Below are 18,111 nucleotides of genomic sequence, written 5' to 3' on the forward strand. Positions count from 1 at the left end.
GCTCCGGACCCGTGTCCGGGGCGGGGAGCCCGCCTTCTCGCGGCGCCGCGGCGGCGTCGCCGTTCCCGGGCAGCCGCGGCGCCGCGCCGTCACCCGAGGGCGACCGGGAGCCGGTGCACTCCGTAGATGTTCATGCCGGTGCGCAGCGGGACGTCGGCGGCCGGGACGGCCAGGCGCAGGGCCGGGAAACGGCGCACGAGGGCGGGCAGGGCGACGGACATCTCGACGCGGGCGAGTTGGGCGCCCAGGCACTGGTGGATGCCGTGGCCGAAGCCGAGCTGCCCGGTGGCCCTGCGGCGGATGTCGAGGGTGTCGGGGTCGGGGAAGCGCTCGGGATCGCGGTTGGCGGACTCGACGGACAGCGTGACGGTCTCCCCTGCCTTGATGGTGCAGCCGTCCAGGTCGATGTCCTCCAGGGCCACCCGGACCATGGTGTGGGCGACGCTGAGGTAGCGCATCAGCTCCTCGACGGCGCTGTCGGCGAGGCCCTCGTCGGCGCGCAGGGCGGCGAGTTGCTCCGGATGGGTGAGCAGCGCGAACGTGCCGTGGGCGAGCATGTTGGCGGTGGTGTCGAGTCCGGCGCCGAGCAGGAAGCCGCCCAGGCCCGCGAGTTCCTCCTCGGTGAGGTCACTGGCGGTCAGGTCACTGAGCAGGTCGTCGGTCGGGGCCGACCGCTTCGCGCGGACCAGGTCCAGCATGTACTGCTGCAGCCCCACCACGGCCGCGATCCGGTCCTCCTGGCTCACGTCCAGGCTCATGAGGGCGTGGACGTGGCGCTGGAAGGTCTCGCGGTCGGCGAACGGGACGCCGAGCAGCTCGCAGATCACGAGGGCGGGAACGGGCTGCGCGAACGCCGCGACCAGGTCGACCTCGGGGCCGCTGAGCGCCATGGCTTCCAGGTGGTCGGCGGTGATCTCCTCGACCCGCTCGGCGAGCAGGCGCATGCGGCGGGCGGTGAACCGGCCGGCGAGCAGCCGCCGGTAGCGGGTGTGCTCGGGGGCGTCGATCCCGGTCATGTCGCCGATCGGCGCCGGGGGCAGCGTGCCGTCGGGGCCGCCCGGTACGGGGAGGTGCATCAGCTCGTAGCGCGAGCTGAACCGGGGGTCGGCGAGGACGGCGCGGGCGGGGCCGTACCCCGTCACCAACCAGCCTTCGTGGCCGTCGGGATAGGTCATCCGGCTGACGGGGCGGTGTGCGCGCAGTGCGACCAGTTCGCGCGGCGGGTCGAAGGGACAGCCGGCGGGGCGGGCGGTGGGCAGGGCGGTCAGCGGTGCGTCGGTCACGGTTTCCCCCTGTGTGGACGGACGGCGGCGGCGATGACGTGGAGGGCGCCGGCGGACTTGCACGGTGTGCAACTCCTCGGCCCGCTCACCGTAGAACAGGAGTTGCACGCCGTGCAAGAAGGGGATTGAACGGCGTGCAAGAACTGCACTACCCTTGGCCCGTGCCCCGAGAGACCCTGAACCGCGACCAGATCGTCCAGGCCGCCATCGACCTGCTCGACGCCGAGGGGATCGACGGCCTGAGCATGCGCAAGCTGGGCCGCCAGCTCGGGTCGGCGCCCACCGCCATGTACTGGCACGTGGGGAACAAGGAGAACCTCGTCGTCCTCGCCGCGGACCGCGTGTGGGGAGAGATCGAGCGCCTGGACCCTGACGAGGTCGGATGGCGCGCCGCCGCGCGCGCCCTGGTGCACGCGGCCCACGACATGACGCTGCGGCACCCCTGGCTCATCACCGCCGTCAGCACGCACTTCGTCTACGGCCACGGCATGGCCGGACTCCAGGACCACAGCTACGCGATCTACGAGGCCGCCGGCTTCACGGGCCCGGACCTCGACTGGGCGGTGAACACCGCCTTCACGTTCCTGGCGGGGGCGGCCATCGACGACGCGGTCAAGGCGGCGATGGTGCGGGCGCGGATCCGCCCGGGTAGGGGCGAGGACGGCGGACCCGGCGAGGACGTCGTCACGTGGGCGACCGGGATCGCATCCCAGTACCCGCGACTGCGGGCCCGCCTGGAGGCGCAGGCGGACCTGGGCCCGGCCGAGGCGGCGCGCCGGAAGTTCGAGTTCGGGGTGGAGGCCATCCTCGACGGCCTCGAAGCCCGCCTCACCGCAGCGGCCGGCACCCGGGACGGCACTGACCCACGGTCAGCCTAGTCCTCGAAAGGTACGAACTCGGCGAGCGAAGTCCAGTCCAGGGGGCGCGTGATCGCGGCCAGGTGGGCGAAGGGATCCTGCCCAGCCGTTTGGAACCACATCACCGAGAGCACCGTATGCCCAGGCCCGTCAATGCCCTCGGGCGTGCACCACGACGTCAACCGTCTCTCGCGGCAGCCACTCCTCGACCCGCGCCTGCGCATCGGCCCGGAGCTTGTCGAGATCGTGCACGTACAAGTGCGGCGTCGCCGCCATCGCCTTCTCGATGCCCATCAGACGAAAGCGACGGTGGAGGTGTGGCGTCCCTTCGAGAATGCCTTCACGGTCGTCACTCACCGTGAGCGTGCGGAGCTCGGCACGTACGGGTCCCACTTGATAGCCACGCAACTCGTCATTCGTCATCCGGATCACGGCCAGAGGGTATGCGTGTCCGACGAGCGGACCAAACGATTTCCGTAACACGCCGTAGCATGTTCCGGGACATGAAGGACCGTCAGGGGGGTTCGTGGACATCGGCGCAGTGGTCATCGCGGTGGCGGGCATGGCCGGCACCTTGGGGGGAGCCTTCCTCACCCAGCGCGCCGCCGAACGGGCGAAACGCCGGGAGCTCGACCTGGTCCGGGACCAGGAGCAGACCCGCGACGGCCTGCTGTTGCGGCGCACCTGCTACGTGGAACTCAACCGGGACGCACGCCAGTTCACCACGGCGCTCAACCACCACCTGCACCTCGTACGCGAAGGCGCCGTCGAGGACGCCGACCGGCAGGAACTCGACGGGGCGAAGCGGGCCCACCGCGACCGGTACTCCGAGGCGCAGATGATCGCCCCCGACGAGGTCCTCGCCCGCGCGAGTGCGGTCAACCAAGCACTCAACGAGGTCTACGGCCGGGTCAAGCGCCTCGAACGCGGCGACGCAGTTGCGGCCGGGGACACGCTGGAGGCCGCGGCCGCGGCTCGGGAGGCGCTATGGGACCTGCTGCGGGACATGCGGGCCGCCATGCGCCGTGACCTCGGGGTGTCCCCCGAGCGGTGAGGACGCACCGGCGCACCGGCCGGCCCGGGTCCGCCGGGCTCCGCTTGACCCTCCCCTTACGTCAGGCCACAGGCTCGGTCCGACGGAACGGAAAGGTCGTTTCATGAGCTATTCAGTCGGGCAGGTGTCCGGATTCGCCGGGGTCACCGTGCGCACCCTGCATCACTACGACAAGGCACGACTGCTGTCCCCCAGCGACCGCAGCCCCGCCGGTTACCGCCTCTACAGCGACGCGGACCTGGCACGGCTCCAGCAGATCCTGTTCTACCGCGAACTCGGCTTCCCGCTCGACGAGATCCGTACGATCATGGCTGATCCCGATGCGGACGCCCTCGGTCACCTGCGCGAGCGCCACCGGTCGCTGAAGGAGCAGATCACCCGCCTGCAGAGCTTGGTGGAGGTCGCCGAGCGGGCCATCGAGGTGCAACAGACCGGCGTACGGCTCACCCCGCAGGAGCGGTTCGAGGTGTTCGGCGACGTCACGTTCGACCTGAGCTATGCGACCGACGCGCACCTGAAGTGGGGCGAGAGCGAGGGGCACCAGCGGGCCATGGCCCGGGCGGCCGCCCACACCAAGGAGGAGTGGCGCGCCCTCATGGCGGAGGCCGCGCACTGGCGGCGGTCGCTCGTCACGGCCTTCGAGGAGGGGGCGGCGGCCGACGGCCCCCGGGCCATGGACCTCGCCGAGGAGCACCGCGGGCACATCAGCCGCTGGTTCACGCCGTGCCCGCCGGAGATGCACTGCCGGATCGCGGACGAGTACGTCGAGGACGCACGCGCCTTCGCCCTCGTGGTGCCGGCCCCCGAGCAGCGGCCGGGGCTCGACCGCTACCTGCGGGACGCCGTCCACGCCAACGCGGGGCGGGTGCGGACACGATGAGGGTCCTCATCGCGGCGGCGGGGTCGTACGGCGACGTCGCCCCGTACACCGGGCTGGGGTGCCGGCTGCAGGAAGCCGGGTTCCGTGTCGCGCTGGCGGCGCCGGAGCAGTTCGCGGACCTGGTGGAGCGGGCCGGTCTGGAGTTCCGCGGGATCGTGGCCGATCCGAGCGGGGGGCCGGGCGACAACGGGGGGATGATGCGCCGGGCCGCCGCCTTCGTACGGGAGCTCGGTCGGGGCGTGGCGGGCCTTGCCGTGTCCGGCGGGCCGTCCGGCGGGGCCCGCGGGGCGGACGTGCTGCTGCTGTCGACCACGACGGCGCCGCTCGGCTGGCACCTGGCGGAGGCCCTGGGGATACCGGCGCTGGGGGTGTACCTGCAGCCGGTGGCGCCCACGGGTGGCTTCCCCCCGGTGGTCGCCGCCGGCCGCTCCCTCGGCCCGTGGGGGAACCGGGCAGCGGGCCGCCTCGCCCTGCGCGTGGTCGACCGCATGCACGCCGAGGCCGCACGGGAGCTGCGCACCACCCTCGGGCTGCCGCCGCGCGCCCAGCCTGCCGTGCGCAAGCGGCTGGACCGGGCCGGCTGGACGGTCCTGCACGGTTTCAGCTCCGCACTCCTCCCCCGCCCCGACGACTGGCGGGCGGGCCTGGAGGTCGTCGGCAACTGGTGGCCGCACTGCGCGGTGGACGCCCGGCTCCCGCCGGAGCTGGCCGACTTCCTGGACGCCGGGCCGCCGCCGGTCTTCGTCGGCTTCGGCAGCATGGCGGCCGGCGAGGGCGAGCGGCTCGGCGACATCGCGGTGCGGGCCCTGCGGGAGGCCGGACTCCGGGGCGTCCTGCAGGCCGGAGCGGCAGGCCTGCACGCCACCGGTGACGACGTCCTGGCCGTCGGCGAGGTGCCGCACCAGCTGCTGTTCCCGCGTACTGCGGCCGTGGTGCACCACGGCGGCGCCGGTACGACGGCTGCCGCGCTGCGGGCGGGGGTGCCCGCGGTTCCCGTCCCGGTCACGGCCGACCAGCCGTTCTGGGCCGGCCGGGTCGCGGCCCTGGGCGCCGCCACGGAACCGCTCCCGTTCAAGGAACTGTCCGCGCCCGCCCTCGCACGGGCGCTCCGCAAGGCGGTGCAGGAGCCGGGCCACCGTGCCCGGGCCGCAGCGGTCGCCCGACCGATGGCCGCCGAGGACGGGGCGGGCCACGTCGTACGCGAGGTGGAGCGCCTGCTGTCCGGGTGACGACTCCGGCCGTCACCCGGTGCCCCGGATCCGCGCATGGACGGGCATCGCTCCGGCCGGACGCTCAGCCGCGGCTCCGGCGGAGATCGAACGGGGGCCACCACCCGCTGCGGGCAGCGCTGTTGCCCGTGCGGGTGCGGTGGCCCGGTGGAGGGGGTGGGGCGGTCTTCCGGGCGGGCGCGGTGTCGGGCAGGATGCCCGACGCACCCGAACCCGTCCGGACCCGCCGGCCGCGGCGGCAGCCGGACCCGACCGCACCCCCGGAGGCCCGTGTGGCACGGCACGACCAGGCGAGGCGGGACGAGTTCTACCGCGACCCCTACCCCCGCTACACCCGCGCGCGCCGGGCCGAGGGCCTGCTGTACGTGCCGGAGGCCGACGCGTGGCTGGTGGCGCGCGACCGGGACGTGCGGGAGGTGCTCCGCCGCGCGGAGGACTTCTCCTCGGCGCACGCCCTGCTGCCGGACGTGCCGCTGTCGCAGGAGGCGCTCGGCGTGCTCGCGGGCGGCTTCGAGCCGCGGCCCACCGTCGTCTCCTCGGACGGGGCCGCCCACCGTCGGCTGCGGGCCCCGCTGACCCGGGGACTGTCCGCGGCCCGGGTCGCAGGGGTCGTCCCGTACGCCCGCGGTTGCGCGGAGGCGCTGGTCGAAGCCTTCGCCGCCGACGGGGCCGCGGAGCTGGTGGAGGCGTACGCCCGACAGCTGCCCGGCCAGGTGATCGGGCGGCTGATCGGACTGGACGCGGCGGACGTTCCCGCGGCCGTGCACGGCGGCTACCGGGCGGAGGAGATGGCCTTCCGCCCCCTGACGCCGCAGGCGCAGGCGGCCGCCGCCGAGGACGTGGTCGCCCTCCAGTACCTGCTGGACCGCCTCGCCCGCGACCGGCGCGCCCGCCCGCGCCACGACCTGTGCTCGGAGCTGGTCGCCGCGCTGGCCCCCGGGGAGGCGGAACTCACCGCCGACCAGCGCCACGAGCTGGTCGCCGCCCTGCAGAACCTGTTGATCGCCGGCTTCCTCACCACGAGCGCCCTCATCGCCACCACCCTGCTGCACCTGCTCTCCGACCGGCAGCAGTGGCAGATGCTCTGCGCCGACCCGGGACTGATCCCGGCCGCCGTGGAGGAGGGCGCCCGCTTCGACGCGGCCGTCCAGGCCTTCCGGCGCACCACCACCCGGCCGGTGACCCTCGCCGGGACCGAACTGCCCGCCGGAGCCACCCTGCTCGTGGCGTACGGCTCCGCCAACAGGGACGGGCAACGCTACGAGCGGCCCCGGGAGTTCGACGTCCGGCGCCCCGCGGACCGGAGCCACCTCGCGTTCGGGCACGGCCCCCACGGCTGCCCGGGGTCCCGGCTGGCGCGGGAACAACTGCGCCTGACGCTAGAGCTGTTGACCCGCAGACTGCCGGACCTGCGGCTGGCCGGGGACCGCCCGCCGCCGCGGATGCGCCCGACCCTGATCCACCGCTCACCGGAGGCACTGCACGTGGCCTGGTAGGCGGTCCGGGCGGCCGCCGGTGCGCGCGCAGCCGCCCAGTGAACGGACGTCGCCTCCGTCAGGCCGTGGTGCCAGCACGGGGCAGCCGGTCAGGCCTCGAAACGCCAGTGCTGCCAGGCGTACGGGCCGCAGTTGCGGAGGTTGACGCCCGCGTGTTCGTTCGGGTCCCCGTGGTTCTGGATGCTGAGGCACTGGTTGTTGACCTGGGTGCGCAGCCAGGCGCCGTCGGTCCGCCACTGCCGGTTGGGCAGGCCGTGGCAGTCACCGACCGCCTGGGCGGCGGCGTCGACCTCACCGTTGCGGACGTCGAGGCAGTGGAGTTCGGCCAGGTTGCGCAGCTTGCCGGCGTCCCAGTACCAGAGCTGGTTGCCGGTGCCGCGGCAGGTCTGCACCTCGACGTTGTCGCCGTTGGGGGCCAGGCACTTGGCGTTCAGGGCCGTGACGATCCGGAAGGTGTTCGCCGCGTGGGCGGGCGGCGCGGTCACGAGGAGGGGAACGGCGGCGAGGCGAGCGCGGGAAGGCCGCGCAGCAACTTCTTGATCGTGATCGTGTGTGTACCGGGCCCGGCGGCCGGCGACAGGCCGGCGGCCGCCAGCTCACCCGGACGGGCGAGCACCTTCACCGCAGAAACGATCAGGTGTCCCAGGCCCCGGCGCAACGGGAACCCTGGTCGGGGGCCGTGCCGTTGCTTCCCGGTCCCCTTGATCGTTCAGCGGCTGACGGGCGGTGATCGGTGGAGCGGGGCGAGGGGTTGTGGTGCGGGTGCGGCGCAGGGCGGTCCTGAAGGCGGTCTCCGGTGGTGTGCTGACGGCCCTGCCGGCCGCGGTCCCCCCGACAGGGGCGGCAGCGGCGGCCGACGGGGCTTCGGGGGCCCGGGCCGCGGACGGGGATGCGGTCCGGCTCCGGTTCACGGCCGCGACCAACGGCGCGGCGACCGCGACCGCCTCGGGCGACCGCGTCATCGCCGAGGTGCAGAACGTCCTCTGGTCGGTGCCCCCGGACGGCGGTGCCGCGACCCCGCTCACCCCGCCGGACCTGGAGCCGTGCCGTCCGGTGTTCTCCCCCGACGGCCGCCAGGTCGCGATGAGCGCCTACCGGGGCGGGGCCTTCCACATCTGGGTCATGCAGCCCGACGGTTCGGGCCTGCGGCAGCTGACCGACGGCATGTTCGACCACCGGGCGCCCGCATGGGCTCCCGACGGGCAAACCCTCGCCTTCTGTTCCGAGCGCGGCGGCGATCCGGTGGCGGGCAGCCCGTACCGCATCTGGACGGTCGGCGTCCGGGACGGGCAGTTGCGCCGGCTGACCGGGCTGCCCGGCCAGGACGGGCCCGACCGGGCGGCGCAGTGGGAGGACTACGACCCCGCCTGGTCCGCGGACGGTACGCGGGTGCTCTTCGTGCGGGGCACGGTCGCCGGGGACGCCCTCACCGCTCGGACGCTCGCCTCCGTCCCGGCCCGCGGAGAAGGTCTGGTACGGGTCGAGCACACTGCCGTCGAAGGGAAGCTGCTCGCCCCGTCGTTGTCCCCGGCCGGGCGGACGGCGTGGCTGTGCGCGCTGCCCGGCCCGCGGCGGGCCGAGGCGATGACCCTGTTCGTGGACGGCCGGCCCGTCCTCCTCGAAGGGGACCTCGCCCCCGCTCCCCCGCGCTGGATCGGCGACGACGACCTGCTCGTCACGCTCGACGGCCGGTTCCGAGTGATCCGCCCCCACCGGGACCACATCGGCCGCGAGATCCCCCTCGATGCCGTGCTGGAGGTGCACCGGCCCCGGCCGCGACTCAAGGACTACGTCCTGGACGCCGAGCGGAGGCAGCCGGTCCGGGGGATCCACCAGCCCTGCCTGTCACCCGACGGCCGCACGGTGGCCTTCGCCGCCCTCAACTCCCTGTGGACCGTACCGACCGGTGGCGGAGCCCCCCGCCGGATCCTGCGGCCGCCCGCCACCGCCTACGTGCAGGGCCCGGTGTGGACCGCGGACGGTACGGGCCTGGTCTACACCGACGACCGGTCCGGGCTGAACGCGGTGCGCCGCCTGGACCCGGCGACCGGCCGGGACACGGTGCTCGCCGCCGGCGGCCGCGTCTACGGCGTCCCCTCCCCGGACGGCACCCGGCTCGCGGCCCTGGACCTGGCCGGCCGGCTCCTCGTACGCGACCTCGCCACCGGCACCGACACCCCGCTGGTCGCGGCGCTCGGCGGGGGCGGTCTACCCGGCCGGCCCAGCTGGTCGCCCGACGGCCGGTACCTCGCGCTCTGCGACCGCAACCGGCTGAGCCGGCGCTTCCGGGAGGGGTACAACCTCATCCGCATCGTCGACACGCGCACCGGCAGGGACCGGCTGCACGCGCTCGCCCCGCACGCCTCGCTCTCCGACCGCTACGCCAGCGGGCCCGTCTGGTCGCCCGACGGCCGCCACCTCGCCTGCGTCAGCGAATCGGCCCTGTGGCTCCTGCCGGTGCACGCCGACGGCAGCCCCTCCGGCACGGCCCGCAGGCTCACCGACGAACCCGCCGACCATCCGTCGTGGTCGGCGGACTCCCGCACGCTGCTCTACCAGTCGGGGGCCCGGCTGCGCCTCCTCGCGTTCGACGCGGACGGCCGGACCGCCGGCGCACCGCGTACCGTGCCGGTCGTGCTGTCGTACCGGCGGCCCGCGCCCGTCGACACGGTCGTGCACGCCGGGCTGCTGTGGGACGGCACGGGGGCGGCGCCCCGCTCCGACGTCGACGTCCTCGTCAGCGGCGGTCGGATCACCGCCGTCGCACCGCACCGCCCGGCGCGGACGCGTCGGGCCGGCCGGTTCGTCGACGCGTCCGCCGCGACGGTGCTACCCGGCCTGTGGGACGCGCACGTGCACGCGTACCCGTACACGTACGGGGCCCGCCAGGGCCTGCTACAGCTCGCGTACGGCGTCACCACCACCGTCTCCCTCGGCGGCTCCGGCCACGAACAGGCCAGGCTGCGCGAGGACATCCGGGCCGGTCTGCTCACGGCGCCACGGCTGCTGGCCGGCGGGGAGCTGCTCGACGGACCTCGCGTGGCCTACAGCATGGGCCGCGCCCACCGCACCCGCGAGGGCTTCGCCCGGACCCTCCGGCGGGCCGAGGAGCTCGACTGGGACCTCGTCAAGACGTACGTGCGCGCCCCCTACCGGCAGATGGAGCAGGCGGCCGCCTTCGCCCACGAGCGGCTGGGTGTCCTGGCCGGATCCCACCTGTGCGCGGCCGGGATCCAGTCCGGGCAGGACCTGACCACCCATCTGGTCGCCACCGAGCGCGCCGAGTACGGGCACGGCGCCACCCCGGGCGGGCTCACCCACCAGGACACGGTGGCGGTCTACGCGCACGGCGGCTTCGACCTGATCGCCACCCCGTTCACCGCGCTCCCGCTGCTCGGCGCCGACCCGGCGACGGCGGCGGACCCGCGGGTGACCGCCCTGATGCCGCCCTGGGACGTCGAGGCCGTACGGGCGGCCGCGGCGCAGCCGCCGACGGCCCAGCAGCTCACCGTCCTGGAGCGGGAGGTCGACACCTACCGGCGGGTGCTGCGGGACGGCGGCCGAGTGGCACTCGGCACGGACGCCCCTCTCGTCCCGGTCGGCCTCCACCTGCACCTGGCCCTGCGGGCACTGGTCCGGTACGGGCTGACTCCGGCCGAGGCGCTGACGACGGCGACGCGCACTCCGGCCCGCGTGTTCGGGGTGGCGGAGCACCTCGGCACGGTGGAGCCCGGTCGGCTGGCCGACCTCACCCTCGTGGACGGCGACCCGTTCACCGACTTCGCCGTTCTGATCCGCATCCGGGCGGCGATGCGGGGTGGGGTCCTGTTCGAACGCCGCGCCCTGGAGTCGACGTTCGCGGAGACGGCCGGCCCGGCGACCCGCGACGCCGGATCCGCGCGGCCGGGTTCGGAGGGGGATGCGGGGTCGCAGGAGTGGCTCGCGGTGACCCGCCAGATGCTGCGGGACGGCTGCTGCTCCGTGTGACGGGGTCAGCCTGTTCTACGGGCGGACCGACGCGCCTTCGGTCAGGGGGAGCCGGCCTTCGTGCGCCAGCCGGGCGGGCGGCCGGTTCGGATCCAGTCGCCCCAGCCGAACGTGGCGACGTGGGCCCGGCGGACGTCCGAGCGCAGCGCCTCGCGCACTGAGTGGCGTTCTTTGCCGTGAGCCTCCGGGTTCGGGCTTCGTTCGACGCGGGGCGTCACGACGGCGAGCCGAGGGTGTCGAGGAAGTCCCGGACGGCGCGGGCGAAGCCCTCCGGGTCGCCGACCTGCACGAAGTGGTCGGTCTCCAGGGGTCGGTACGCGGTCCGCGGGCGCCGGGCGACCATGTCCCGGGCCTGCTCGGGGGGCAACACCTGGCTCTTCAGCCCGTGGACCAGCAGTGCGGGGCACTCGCCGGCGAGCCACTGCTCCCAGTGGTCGCCGTGTACCGCGTTCTCGGAGTCGACGGTGTCCCGGGGGTGGAAGGGCAGCCGCCAGCCGCTGCCGTCGGGCAGGGGGCGCAGGGCCGGGGCCACGATCGGGCCGACCGGGCCGCAGGCGGCGATCAGCTCCTCGCGGGTGGCGGCGGTGTAGGGGAAGCCGAGAACGAAGTCCAACGGGCCGGTCCCTGTGTCGGGGAGCTCCACCGGGGCGTCGACGTCGATCAGCGCCCCGACGAGTTCGGGGTGCTCGGCGGCGAGGTGGTAGGCGTTGATGCCGCCGAGGGAGTGGCCCAGGACGACGACCCGGTCCAGGCGGAGGTGGCCGAGCAGGGCGACGAGGTCGGCGAGGTAGCCGGCGCGCCCGTACTCGGGAGCACGGTCGGAGTCGCCGTGGCCGCGCTGGTCGGGGGCGATGACGCGCCAGGCCGGTCCGAGGGCGGCGGCGAGCGGCATGAAGGAGGCGCCCTCGGAGAGGTGGCCGTGCAGGGCGAGGAGCGGGCGGCCCGGGCCGCCGAAGTCAAGGTAGGACAGGGTGCGGCCGTCGACGGTCAGTTCGGCGCGTACGGGCTGGACGGGCATGTCGGCACTCTCCGGTCGTGTGGTTGAGGAACAACGAGATCAACTATACAAACGTTCCATACGAGCGTTCGATACGCCTGTATGGATTCGCGGCCGAGACGCCGGTCGGGCCTGCCGGTCGCAAGGCGGCCGAAACGTACGTGAGTTGGCAAGATCCGGGCCTGTTCGCGCCTCCCCCGCCTCCGGCCAGGGCACCAGCCTCGCCCTGGTCGGCGCGTACGTCCTCGCCGGCGAACTGGCCGCGGCGCGCGGCGACCTCGCGGCGGGCCTGGCCGCCTACGAGCGGGAGATGAGGCCGTACGTCGAACGGAACCAGGAGTTGGGCCCCTCCAACATCAAGCGCATGGTGCTGCGCACCGCGGGCCAGGTGCGCGTGTCGATGGCGGTGCTGTCGCTGCTGGACCGGCTCCCGGGCAAGGAGCGGCTGCTGGCCAGGGCCGTCGAGCCGGTCCACCGGGCCGCGACCGCCATCACGCTCAAGGAGTACGAGCACGCGTAGGCCGCGGGAGCGCGGCCGCGAGTGCGGGCGCGGACCGACCGCTACGGGCGGCCGGCGGCGAGTTGCTCGCCGAGGGTGCTGCGCCGGTACAGGACCTGCCGGCCCTGGCGGGCCCGGGTGAGCAGCCCGGCCGCGTACAGCACGCGCAGGTGCTGGGAGACCGCGCTCGGCGTGACCCGCAAGCGGCGGGCTAGCTCGACCGTGGCCAGCGGCTCCCCGAGCAGACCGAGCAGCCGGGCCCTGGGCGCGCCGAGGAGCGGTACGAGGGCCGGCGCGGCTCCCGGCCCGGCGGAACCGACGGCCGGGAAGGGCCCGGACGCGTGCGCGTGCCCGGGCCCGGGCGCTTGGGAGGCCGCGGGCGCGGGTGCCCAGAGGGTCGCCACCCCGCGGCTCGGGTAGAGCAGCGAGGGAGCCTCCTCCGGGCCGACGGGCGGCGCCGGCTTGTGCGCGAACACGCACGGAACCAGCAGCAGGCCACGGCCGGACGCCTGCGCCTGGTACCCGCCGATGGTCCGGTGGATGCGCAGGACGCCGCGCGACCCGTCGTCCTCCCAACACAGTTGGGGGTGCATGTCCTCGAAGAGCAGGCGGGCGCCGCCCCGGGCCAACCGCCGCGCCCGGTAGGTCATGTCGGCCTCGGCCACCATCCGGATCTGCGGCCAGACCGGCTGGACGGCGATCTCCCAGTACTGGTGCAGGAGTTCGCAGATGCGGTCGCGGAGGGCCGTGACGCGCGCGTCGCCGCGGGCGGCCGGCGCGTGGACCGCCGCCCGCAGCACCTCGGGGAGCGGATCGGGTGCGTGAGCGGCCAGCAGATCGCGGCGGACCAGCTCCGGCGGGGTGCGCCGGACCACGGCCAGCTCCTCCGCGAAGGCCGGCTCGAAGGCCGCGGGCCGCGGGGTAAGGAAGTCGGGGAGGGTGAGGCGCTCCGCGACCAGGGACATCAGGAGGCCGGTGTCGAGGGCCCCGAGCCGACCCAGGACGGACCTGCGCCACGGCAGGTGCAGCGCGGACACGCCCGGATCGCGCAGGATGCGCAGGCTGAGGACGGTCTCGCTCAGGGGGGAGACGGCGAACCGCGTGTCCGCGAGGTCCTCGACACCGAGCTCGAAACTGATCATTAAGCAGTACGCTACATCAGTTGGCAGGGGGCGTCCCGTGCCGTGGACTTCCCTCCATGACCTCCCCCATCGCCAACCCCCTGCCGGGCGCGCCCCCCGGGGCGGCCGGATGAGCCGCCGTCTGGTGCTGGTCCTGGCCGTGACCTGTGCCGTGGCCGTCGGCAACCTGTACTTCCCGCAGGCCGTCGGCCCGCTGATCGCCGACGGGCTCGGCGTCCCGCCCGACCGGGCCACCCTGGTGGTCACCGCCACCCAGATCGGCTACACCGCCGGAATGGTCCTGCTGGTGCCGCTCGGTGACCGGATCCGGCACCGCTCGCTCCTCGTCGTCCTGTTGTCCCTGACCGGTCTGGCCCTGCTGGGGGCGGGCTGCGCCCCGGCCCTGCCCCCGCTGGTCGCCGCGAGCGCACTGGTCGGGCTGACGACCGTGGCCGCGCAGGTCATCGGTCCGCTCGCGGCCGGTCTGGTGGCTCCCGACCGGCGGGGGGCCGTGCTCGGGACGCTGCTGAGCGGGTCGACCGGGGGCATGCTGCTGGCCCGTACGTTCAGCGGGGTGCTGGGCGAGTGGCTGGGCTGGCGGGCCCCGTACCTGGTCGCCGCGGTCGTCACCCTGGTGCTGGCGGCGGTCGTGCGGTACGCGGTGCCGGACACGGTCCCGGCCGCCTCCGCGACCGGCAAGCCGTACGGCGCGTTCCTGGCGGAGCCGCTGCGGCTGCTGCGGGCCGAGCCTGAACTGCGCCGCTCCTGCTTCTACCAGGCCGCCGTCTTCGGCGGGTTCTCGGCCGTGTGGACGAGCCTGGCCCTGCTGCTGACCGGGCCCGGCTACGGGATGGGGGCGCAGGCCGTCGGCCTGCTGGCCCTGGTCGGCGGGGTCACCATGCTGTGCACTCCGATCGCGGGGCGGCTCGTGGACCGGCACGGCCCGGACCGGGTGAACCTGGTCTCCCTGAGCGGGGTCCTCGTATCGGCTGCCGTCCTCGCGGGCGGCGCACTCGGCGGCCCGGCGGGCCTGGCCGCGCTGATCGCGGGAACCCTGTTGCTGGACACGGCCATGCAGTCCGGGATGGTCGCCAACCAGTCGCGGGTGTACGCGCTGCGCCCGGACGCCCGCAGTCGGCTCAACACCGCCTACATGACGTGCGCCTACTCGGGCGGCACCGCGGGCTCCTGGCTCGGGGTGCGCGCCCACACCCAGTTCGGCTGGCCCGCCGTCTGCGCGCTGCTCGCCCTGCTCGCCGGCGCGGCCCTGGTCCGCCACCTGTCCGCGCACCGCGGCCGGCCCGGCCCGACGGACGGCGCGCACGCACGCGCCGACGGCGTGCGCGGCAGGTGAACGCGGCCCCCGGCCCGTCGGGCGAAAACCGCTTCCGGGCGGCGGACGGCCCCCCTACCCTCGCCCCGTGATCAATTGGACTGCCATCGAAGAAGCCGACTACGCCGTACCGGACGGCCACGACCTCGAAGAACTGGTGGGCGCGCTGTCCCGCGCCCTGGCCGACCCCGATCCCGAGGTGCGGGACGGAACCCCGTACGGGGTGCTGCGCACGTGGATCGGGCGCGGGGTGATCGCCGCCCCGCGGCGGCACGCCCTCGGCGACGAGATGGCCGCCCGCTTCGGCGACCCGGAGGTCCAGGCCCGCACCTTCGCCCCGTTGGTGCTGGACATGCTCGTCACGAAGGGCGACTTCGCCCCGGCCTGGGTGGACGCCTTCGCCCGCTGGTACCCGGCCGAGTCGGATCTGCGCGGGTACCACGAGGAGCTCGGCTGGCTGCACGCCGTGGCCCACGGTGCGGACCTCCTCGGCACGTTCGGGCTGCGCCCCGAGGTGGCGCCGGCGCGCATGCTCGACCTGGCCGCCGAGCGCCTGCTCGCGCCGACGCCGTACGTCTGGGAACAGTTGGAGGACGACCGGCTGGCGATGGCGATCGCGCGGACCCTGACCCGGAAGGACCTCACCGAGGAGGCGGCCACGGGCTGGCTGGAGCCGATCGCCGCGGACCTGCGGGCCCTGGGCCGCGGCCCGACGCCCGCCCGGGTCTCCAACTGCCTGCGCACGCTGCGGATGCTGTACGTGCTGACCGACCGCGGGTCGCGCCCCGCACCGGACGCGGCGCCGGTCGCGCTCGCGCACCGGGCGGCGCTCAAGGAGCGGCTCGCCGAGGTACTGGACACGGTGTACGCCCGCTGATGCCCTCCGCGGCGCCGGTCGCCGCTCTCGTCCCCGGGCCCGGCCCCTGCACGCCCCGCGTTGCAGGGGCTACCCGGCCGCGCCCGGGGTCCTTGCGGTGCGCCGGAAGGCGCCGGCGCGCGCAGCAGCGACGGCCGCCTGCGCGGCCCGGCCCGGCAGGGCGGGGTCGGGTGCGCTGCGCAGCAAGAGGAGTTCGTGGTAGAGGGGGGCGGTCGCGGACACGAGGAGGGCACGGGGGGCGGTGCCCGCGGGGACTTCGCCGCGGGCGGCCGCGCGGTCCACGACCGCTGCGCAGCGTTCGTAGCGGTTCTCCCAGAACCGGCTCAGCGCGTCGGCGGCTCCCGCCGAACGGAAGGACGCGGCGATGAGGGCCGCGGTCAGGGTGTGGCCGGCGGCGAGCGCGTCGTACACCTCCCGGTTCAGTTCGGTGAGGTCGCCCTCCAGCGAGCCGGTGTCCGGCGGCTGCCAGGTGTCGTCGGCCGCGGCGTCGAGGATGTCGGCCAACAGGCCTCCCACGTCGCGCCAGCGCCGGTAGACGGTCGTGCGGTGGACGCCGGCCCGTTCGGCGACGGCGTCCACCGTCAGGCCGTCGTACCCGGCTTCGAGCAGGAGCGCACCGACGGCCTCGACGACCTGGGCGCGGACGCGGGCGCTACGACCACCGGTACGGCGGCGGGCAGTTGGCCCGGAAGAGGCGCTTGCGGGGTTGCTGGAATCCATGGCAACATCTTAGTGCAACATCCGTCGCGTTAAGGAGTTTTCCGTGCTGATCTTCCGCAGCCCGCGCCGCACGTCCCCGCACCCGCACGCCTCCGAGCCCCTGGAATCGCCCTATGACTGCACAGCTCACCGCCCTTGACGTCAGCAAGTCCTACGACGGCCGCCCCGTCCTCGACTCCGTCACCTGCTCCGTCCCCTCCGGTGCCCGGCTGGGCATCGTCGGCGAGAACGGATCCGGAAAGTCCACGCTGCTCCGCCTCCTCGCCGGCGCCGAACGCCCCGACCGGGGCGAGGTCATCGCCCGGGCCGACGGCGGCATCGGCTACCTCGCCCAGGAGGAGCACCTCCCCCCGCACCTGACCGTCCAGCAGGTGATCGACCGGTCGCTGGGCGAACTGCGCTCCATGGAGCAGGAGATGCGCCGCCTGGAGGCGCGGATGGCCGACTGCGGCGACGACCCCGCCGTACTCGCCGCGTACGCCGACCTCCTCACCACCTTCGAACTCCGCGGGGGGTACGAGGCCGACGCCCGCCTCGAACGCGCCCTGCACGGCCTCGGCCTGGTCGGACTGGAGCGCGACCGCACGGTCGCCGGGCTCTCCGGCGGCGAACAGGTCCGCCTGCGCCTCGCCTCCCTGCTGGCCGCCGCACCCGAGGTGCTCCTGCTCGACGAGCCGACGAACCATCTCGACGCCGCCGCCCTGACCTGGTTGGAGGACCATCTCCGCGGCCGGCGCGGAACCACGGTCGTCGTCTCCCACGACCGCGTCTTCCTCGAACGGGTCACCACCGCCCTGCTGGAGGTCGACGGCGACCTCCACACCACCACCCGCTACGGCACCGGCTACGCGGGCTACCTCGCCGAGCGGGCCGCCGAGCGGCAACGCCGGGTCCAGGCGCACCAGGAGTGGCAGGCGGAAGTGGCGCGGCTGCGCGACACGGCCGCCACCACCGCCCGCCGCGTCGCACCGGGCCGGGCCATGAAGGACGGCAACAAGATGGCCTACGACCGGGCCGCCGGCCGGGTGCAGCAGTCCCTGGCGAGCCGGGTCCGCAACGCCGAGGAGCGGCTGGGACGGCTGCTCGCACGGCCCGTGCCCGCCCCGCCGCAGCCGCTGCGCTTCACGCCCGCGCTGCACGCCGCCACCCGTTCGGGCGTCCTCCTGCAGGCCGACGGCGTGCAGGTCGACGACCGCCTCCGGCCCGTCGACCTGGGCGTCTCGGCCGGCGACCGCCTGCTGGTCACGGGCCCGAACGGCGCCGGCAAGAGCACACTGCTCGGCATCCTCGCCGGCGCCGCGGTCCCCGACCGCGGGCAGGTCGTCCGGCGCGGACGCGTCGGCCTGCTCGCGCAGCAGGCGCAGTCCGGCCCGGCCGGCCGTACGCTGCTGGCCGCGTACGCCCACGGGCGCGCCGGCACCGCCGAGGAACACGCCGAACAGCTCCTGGCCCTGGGACTGTTCGACCGCGAGCGGCTGCACGTACCGGTCGGTGCGCTGTCCGCGGGACAGCGGCAACGGCTGGCCCTGGCCCGGCTCGTCACCGAACCCGCCGACGTGCTGCTGCTGGACGAGCCGACGAACCACCTCTCCCCCGCCCTCGCGGAGGAACTGGAAGCGGCGCTGGCCGGCTTCGCCGGCGCGGTGGTCGTCGTCAGCCACGACCGTCGGCTGCGCGCGCAGTGGCAGGGCGCCCACCTGGAACTCGCGCCCGCCGCCTGCGCGGCCGTTGCCACCTGACACCACGTACCCCTGCCCCACCCCCTGCACCCGAACGAA

Annotated in this window: 17 protein-coding genes; 10 read left to right on the forward strand and 7 right to left on the reverse strand. The window is 74.8% G+C overall.

Translation table 11 applies throughout. The features are described from left to right. Window positions 1-89: 89 nt before the first annotated feature. A complete protein-coding gene (locus ACFV7Q_RS29300) occupies window positions 90-1,283 on the reverse strand; it encodes a cytochrome P450 (RefSeq protein WP_385432854.1) in 1,194 nt (397 codons plus the stop codon). A 161-nt stretch (window positions 1,284-1,444) separates the two neighbouring features. Between ACFV7Q_RS29300 and ACFV7Q_RS29305 the strand changes: the two genes are divergently transcribed. Then, on the forward strand, window positions 1,445-2,161 hold the full coding sequence (locus ACFV7Q_RS29305) for a TetR/AcrR family transcriptional regulator C-terminal domain-containing protein (protein ID WP_385432856.1): 717 nt from the start codon (window positions 1,445-1,447) through the stop codon (window positions 2,159-2,161). 129 nt (window positions 2,162-2,290) lie between these two features. On the opposite strand, the gene ACFV7Q_RS29310 is transcribed toward ACFV7Q_RS29305, so the two are convergent. Next, complete coding sequence (locus ACFV7Q_RS29310) at window positions 2,291-2,572, reverse strand: hypothetical protein (protein WP_385432858.1); 282 nt, start codon at window positions 2,570-2,572, stop codon at window positions 2,291-2,293. 94 nt (window positions 2,573-2,666) lie between these two features. Between ACFV7Q_RS29310 and ACFV7Q_RS29315 the strand changes: the two genes are divergently transcribed. From ACFV7Q_RS29315 to ACFV7Q_RS29330, 4 genes are all read left to right on the forward strand, one after another. Further along, window positions 2,667-3,194 carry a hypothetical protein gene (locus ACFV7Q_RS29315; RefSeq protein ID WP_385432860.1) on the forward strand — a complete coding sequence of 176 codons (528 nt, stop codon included), beginning with the start codon at window positions 2,667-2,669 and terminating at the stop codon, window positions 3,192-3,194. A gap of 103 nt (window positions 3,195-3,297) precedes the next feature. Beyond that, window positions 3,298-4,074, forward strand: a complete 777-nt coding sequence (locus tag ACFV7Q_RS29320) for a MerR family transcriptional regulator (protein WP_385432861.1) — start codon at window positions 3,298-3,300, stop codon at window positions 4,072-4,074. Continuing rightward, complete coding sequence (locus ACFV7Q_RS29325) at window positions 4,071-5,303, forward strand: glycosyltransferase (RefSeq protein ID WP_385432863.1); 1,233 nt, start codon at window positions 4,071-4,073, stop codon at window positions 5,301-5,303. The genes ACFV7Q_RS29320 and ACFV7Q_RS29325 overlap by 4 nt, the downstream gene beginning before the upstream one ends. A 272-nt stretch (window positions 5,304-5,575) precedes the next feature. Further along, the gene (locus ACFV7Q_RS29330; RefSeq protein WP_385432865.1) at window positions 5,576-6,799 is read left to right on the forward strand and encodes a cytochrome P450; all 1,224 of its coding nucleotides are present in this window, start codon (window positions 5,576-5,578) and stop codon (window positions 6,797-6,799) included. Between the two features lie 89 nt (window positions 6,800-6,888). On the opposite strand, the gene ACFV7Q_RS29335 is transcribed toward ACFV7Q_RS29330, so the two are convergent. Together ACFV7Q_RS29335 and ACFV7Q_RS29340 are read right to left on the reverse strand one after the other, a co-directional pair. After that, window positions 6,889-7,284: an RICIN domain-containing protein gene (locus tag ACFV7Q_RS29335; RefSeq protein WP_385432867.1), complete on the reverse strand. Its 396-nt coding sequence runs from the start codon at window positions 7,282-7,284 to the stop codon at window positions 6,889-6,891. After that, window positions 7,281-7,421 carry a hypothetical protein gene (locus tag ACFV7Q_RS29340; protein ID WP_385432869.1) on the reverse strand — a complete coding sequence of 47 codons (141 nt, stop codon included), beginning with the start codon at window positions 7,419-7,421 and terminating at the stop codon, window positions 7,281-7,283. Before ACFV7Q_RS29340 ends, ACFV7Q_RS29335 begins: the two co-directional genes overlap by 4 nt. Window positions 7,422-7,561: 140 nt before the next feature. Between ACFV7Q_RS29340 and ACFV7Q_RS29345 the strand changes: the two genes are divergently transcribed. Then, window positions 7,562-10,786, forward strand: coding sequence for an amidohydrolase family protein (locus tag ACFV7Q_RS29345; protein WP_385432871.1), 3,225 nt, complete (start codon window positions 7,562-7,564; stop codon window positions 10,784-10,786). A gap of 214 nt (window positions 10,787-11,000) precedes the next feature. Here ACFV7Q_RS29345 and ACFV7Q_RS29350 read toward each other — a convergent pair whose 3' ends face one another. Beyond that, window positions 11,001-11,804, reverse strand: coding sequence for an alpha/beta fold hydrolase (locus tag ACFV7Q_RS29350; RefSeq protein ID WP_385432873.1), 804 nt, complete (start codon window positions 11,802-11,804; stop codon window positions 11,001-11,003). Window positions 11,805-11,949: 145 nt separating this feature from the next. Between ACFV7Q_RS29350 and ACFV7Q_RS29355 the strand changes: the two genes are divergently transcribed. Beyond that, a complete protein-coding gene (locus ACFV7Q_RS29355) occupies window positions 11,950-12,303 on the forward strand; it encodes a hypothetical protein (RefSeq protein ID WP_385432875.1) in 354 nt (117 codons plus the stop codon). Window positions 12,304-12,344: 41 nt separating this feature from the next. Here ACFV7Q_RS29355 and ACFV7Q_RS29360 read toward each other — a convergent pair whose 3' ends face one another. Next, on the reverse strand, window positions 12,345-13,424 hold the full coding sequence (locus ACFV7Q_RS29360) for a helix-turn-helix domain-containing protein (protein ID WP_385432877.1): 1,080 nt from the start codon (window positions 13,422-13,424) through the stop codon (window positions 12,345-12,347). 109 nt (window positions 13,425-13,533) lie between these two features. On the opposite strand from ACFV7Q_RS29360, the gene ACFV7Q_RS29365 reads away from it, so the two are divergent. Together ACFV7Q_RS29365 and ACFV7Q_RS29370 are read left to right on the forward strand one after the other, a co-directional pair. Next, a complete protein-coding gene (locus ACFV7Q_RS29365) occupies window positions 13,534-14,757 on the forward strand; it encodes an MFS transporter (protein ID WP_385432879.1) in 1,224 nt (407 codons plus the stop codon). Window positions 14,758-14,824: 67 nt separating this feature from the next. Then, window positions 14,825-15,613 (forward strand): DUF2785 domain-containing protein, encoded by a 789-nt coding sequence (locus tag ACFV7Q_RS29370; RefSeq protein WP_385432881.1) that lies wholly within the window; start codon window positions 14,825-14,827, stop codon window positions 15,611-15,613. 69 nt (window positions 15,614-15,682) lie between these two features. Here the strand turns inward: ACFV7Q_RS29370 and ACFV7Q_RS29375 are convergent, their stop codons facing one another. Next, window positions 15,683-16,333, reverse strand: a complete 651-nt coding sequence (locus ACFV7Q_RS29375; protein WP_385432883.1) for a TetR/AcrR family transcriptional regulator — start codon at window positions 16,331-16,333, stop codon at window positions 15,683-15,685. Window positions 16,334-16,446: 113 nt separating this feature from the next. On the opposite strand from ACFV7Q_RS29375, the gene abc-f reads away from it, so the two are divergent. Next, the gene (gene abc-f / locus ACFV7Q_RS29380) at window positions 16,447-18,072 is read left to right on the forward strand and encodes a ribosomal protection-like ABC-F family protein (RefSeq protein ID WP_385432885.1); all 1,626 of its coding nucleotides are present in this window, start codon (window positions 16,447-16,449) and stop codon (window positions 18,070-18,072) included. Window positions 18,073-18,111 lie beyond the last annotated feature (39 nt).

The organism is Streptomyces sp. NPDC059851 (genome assembly GCF_042732005.1).
Lineage (GTDB): Bacteria > Actinomycetota > Actinomycetes > Streptomycetales > Streptomycetaceae > Streptomyces.

Bases quoted from the DNA above. Each gene is read 5' to 3' on its own strand.
- ACFV7Q_RS29360 (WP_385432877.1), bottom strand. From the start codon at position 13,424: ATGATCAGTTTCGAGCTCGGTGTCGAGGACCTCGCGGACACGCGGTTC.
- ACFV7Q_RS29350 (WP_385432873.1), bottom strand. From the start codon at position 11,804: ATGCCCGTCCAGCCCGTACGCGCCGAACTGACCGTCGACGGCCGCACC.
- ACFV7Q_RS29320 (WP_385432861.1), top strand. From the start codon at position 3,298: ATGAGCTATTCAGTCGGGCAGGTGTCCGGATTCGCCGGGGTCACCGTG.
- ACFV7Q_RS29375 (WP_385432883.1), bottom strand. From the start codon at position 16,333: ATGGATTCCAGCAACCCCGCAAGCGCCTCTTCCGGGCCAACTGCCCGC.
- abc-f (WP_385432885.1), top strand. From the start codon at position 16,447: ATGACTGCACAGCTCACCGCCCTTGACGTCAGCAAGTCCTACGACGGC.
- ACFV7Q_RS29365 (WP_385432879.1), top strand. From the start codon at position 13,534: ATGAGCCGCCGTCTGGTGCTGGTCCTGGCCGTGACCTGTGCCGTGGCC.
- ACFV7Q_RS29325 (WP_385432863.1), top strand. From the start codon at position 4,071: ATGAGGGTCCTCATCGCGGCGGCGGGGTCGTACGGCGACGTCGCCCCG.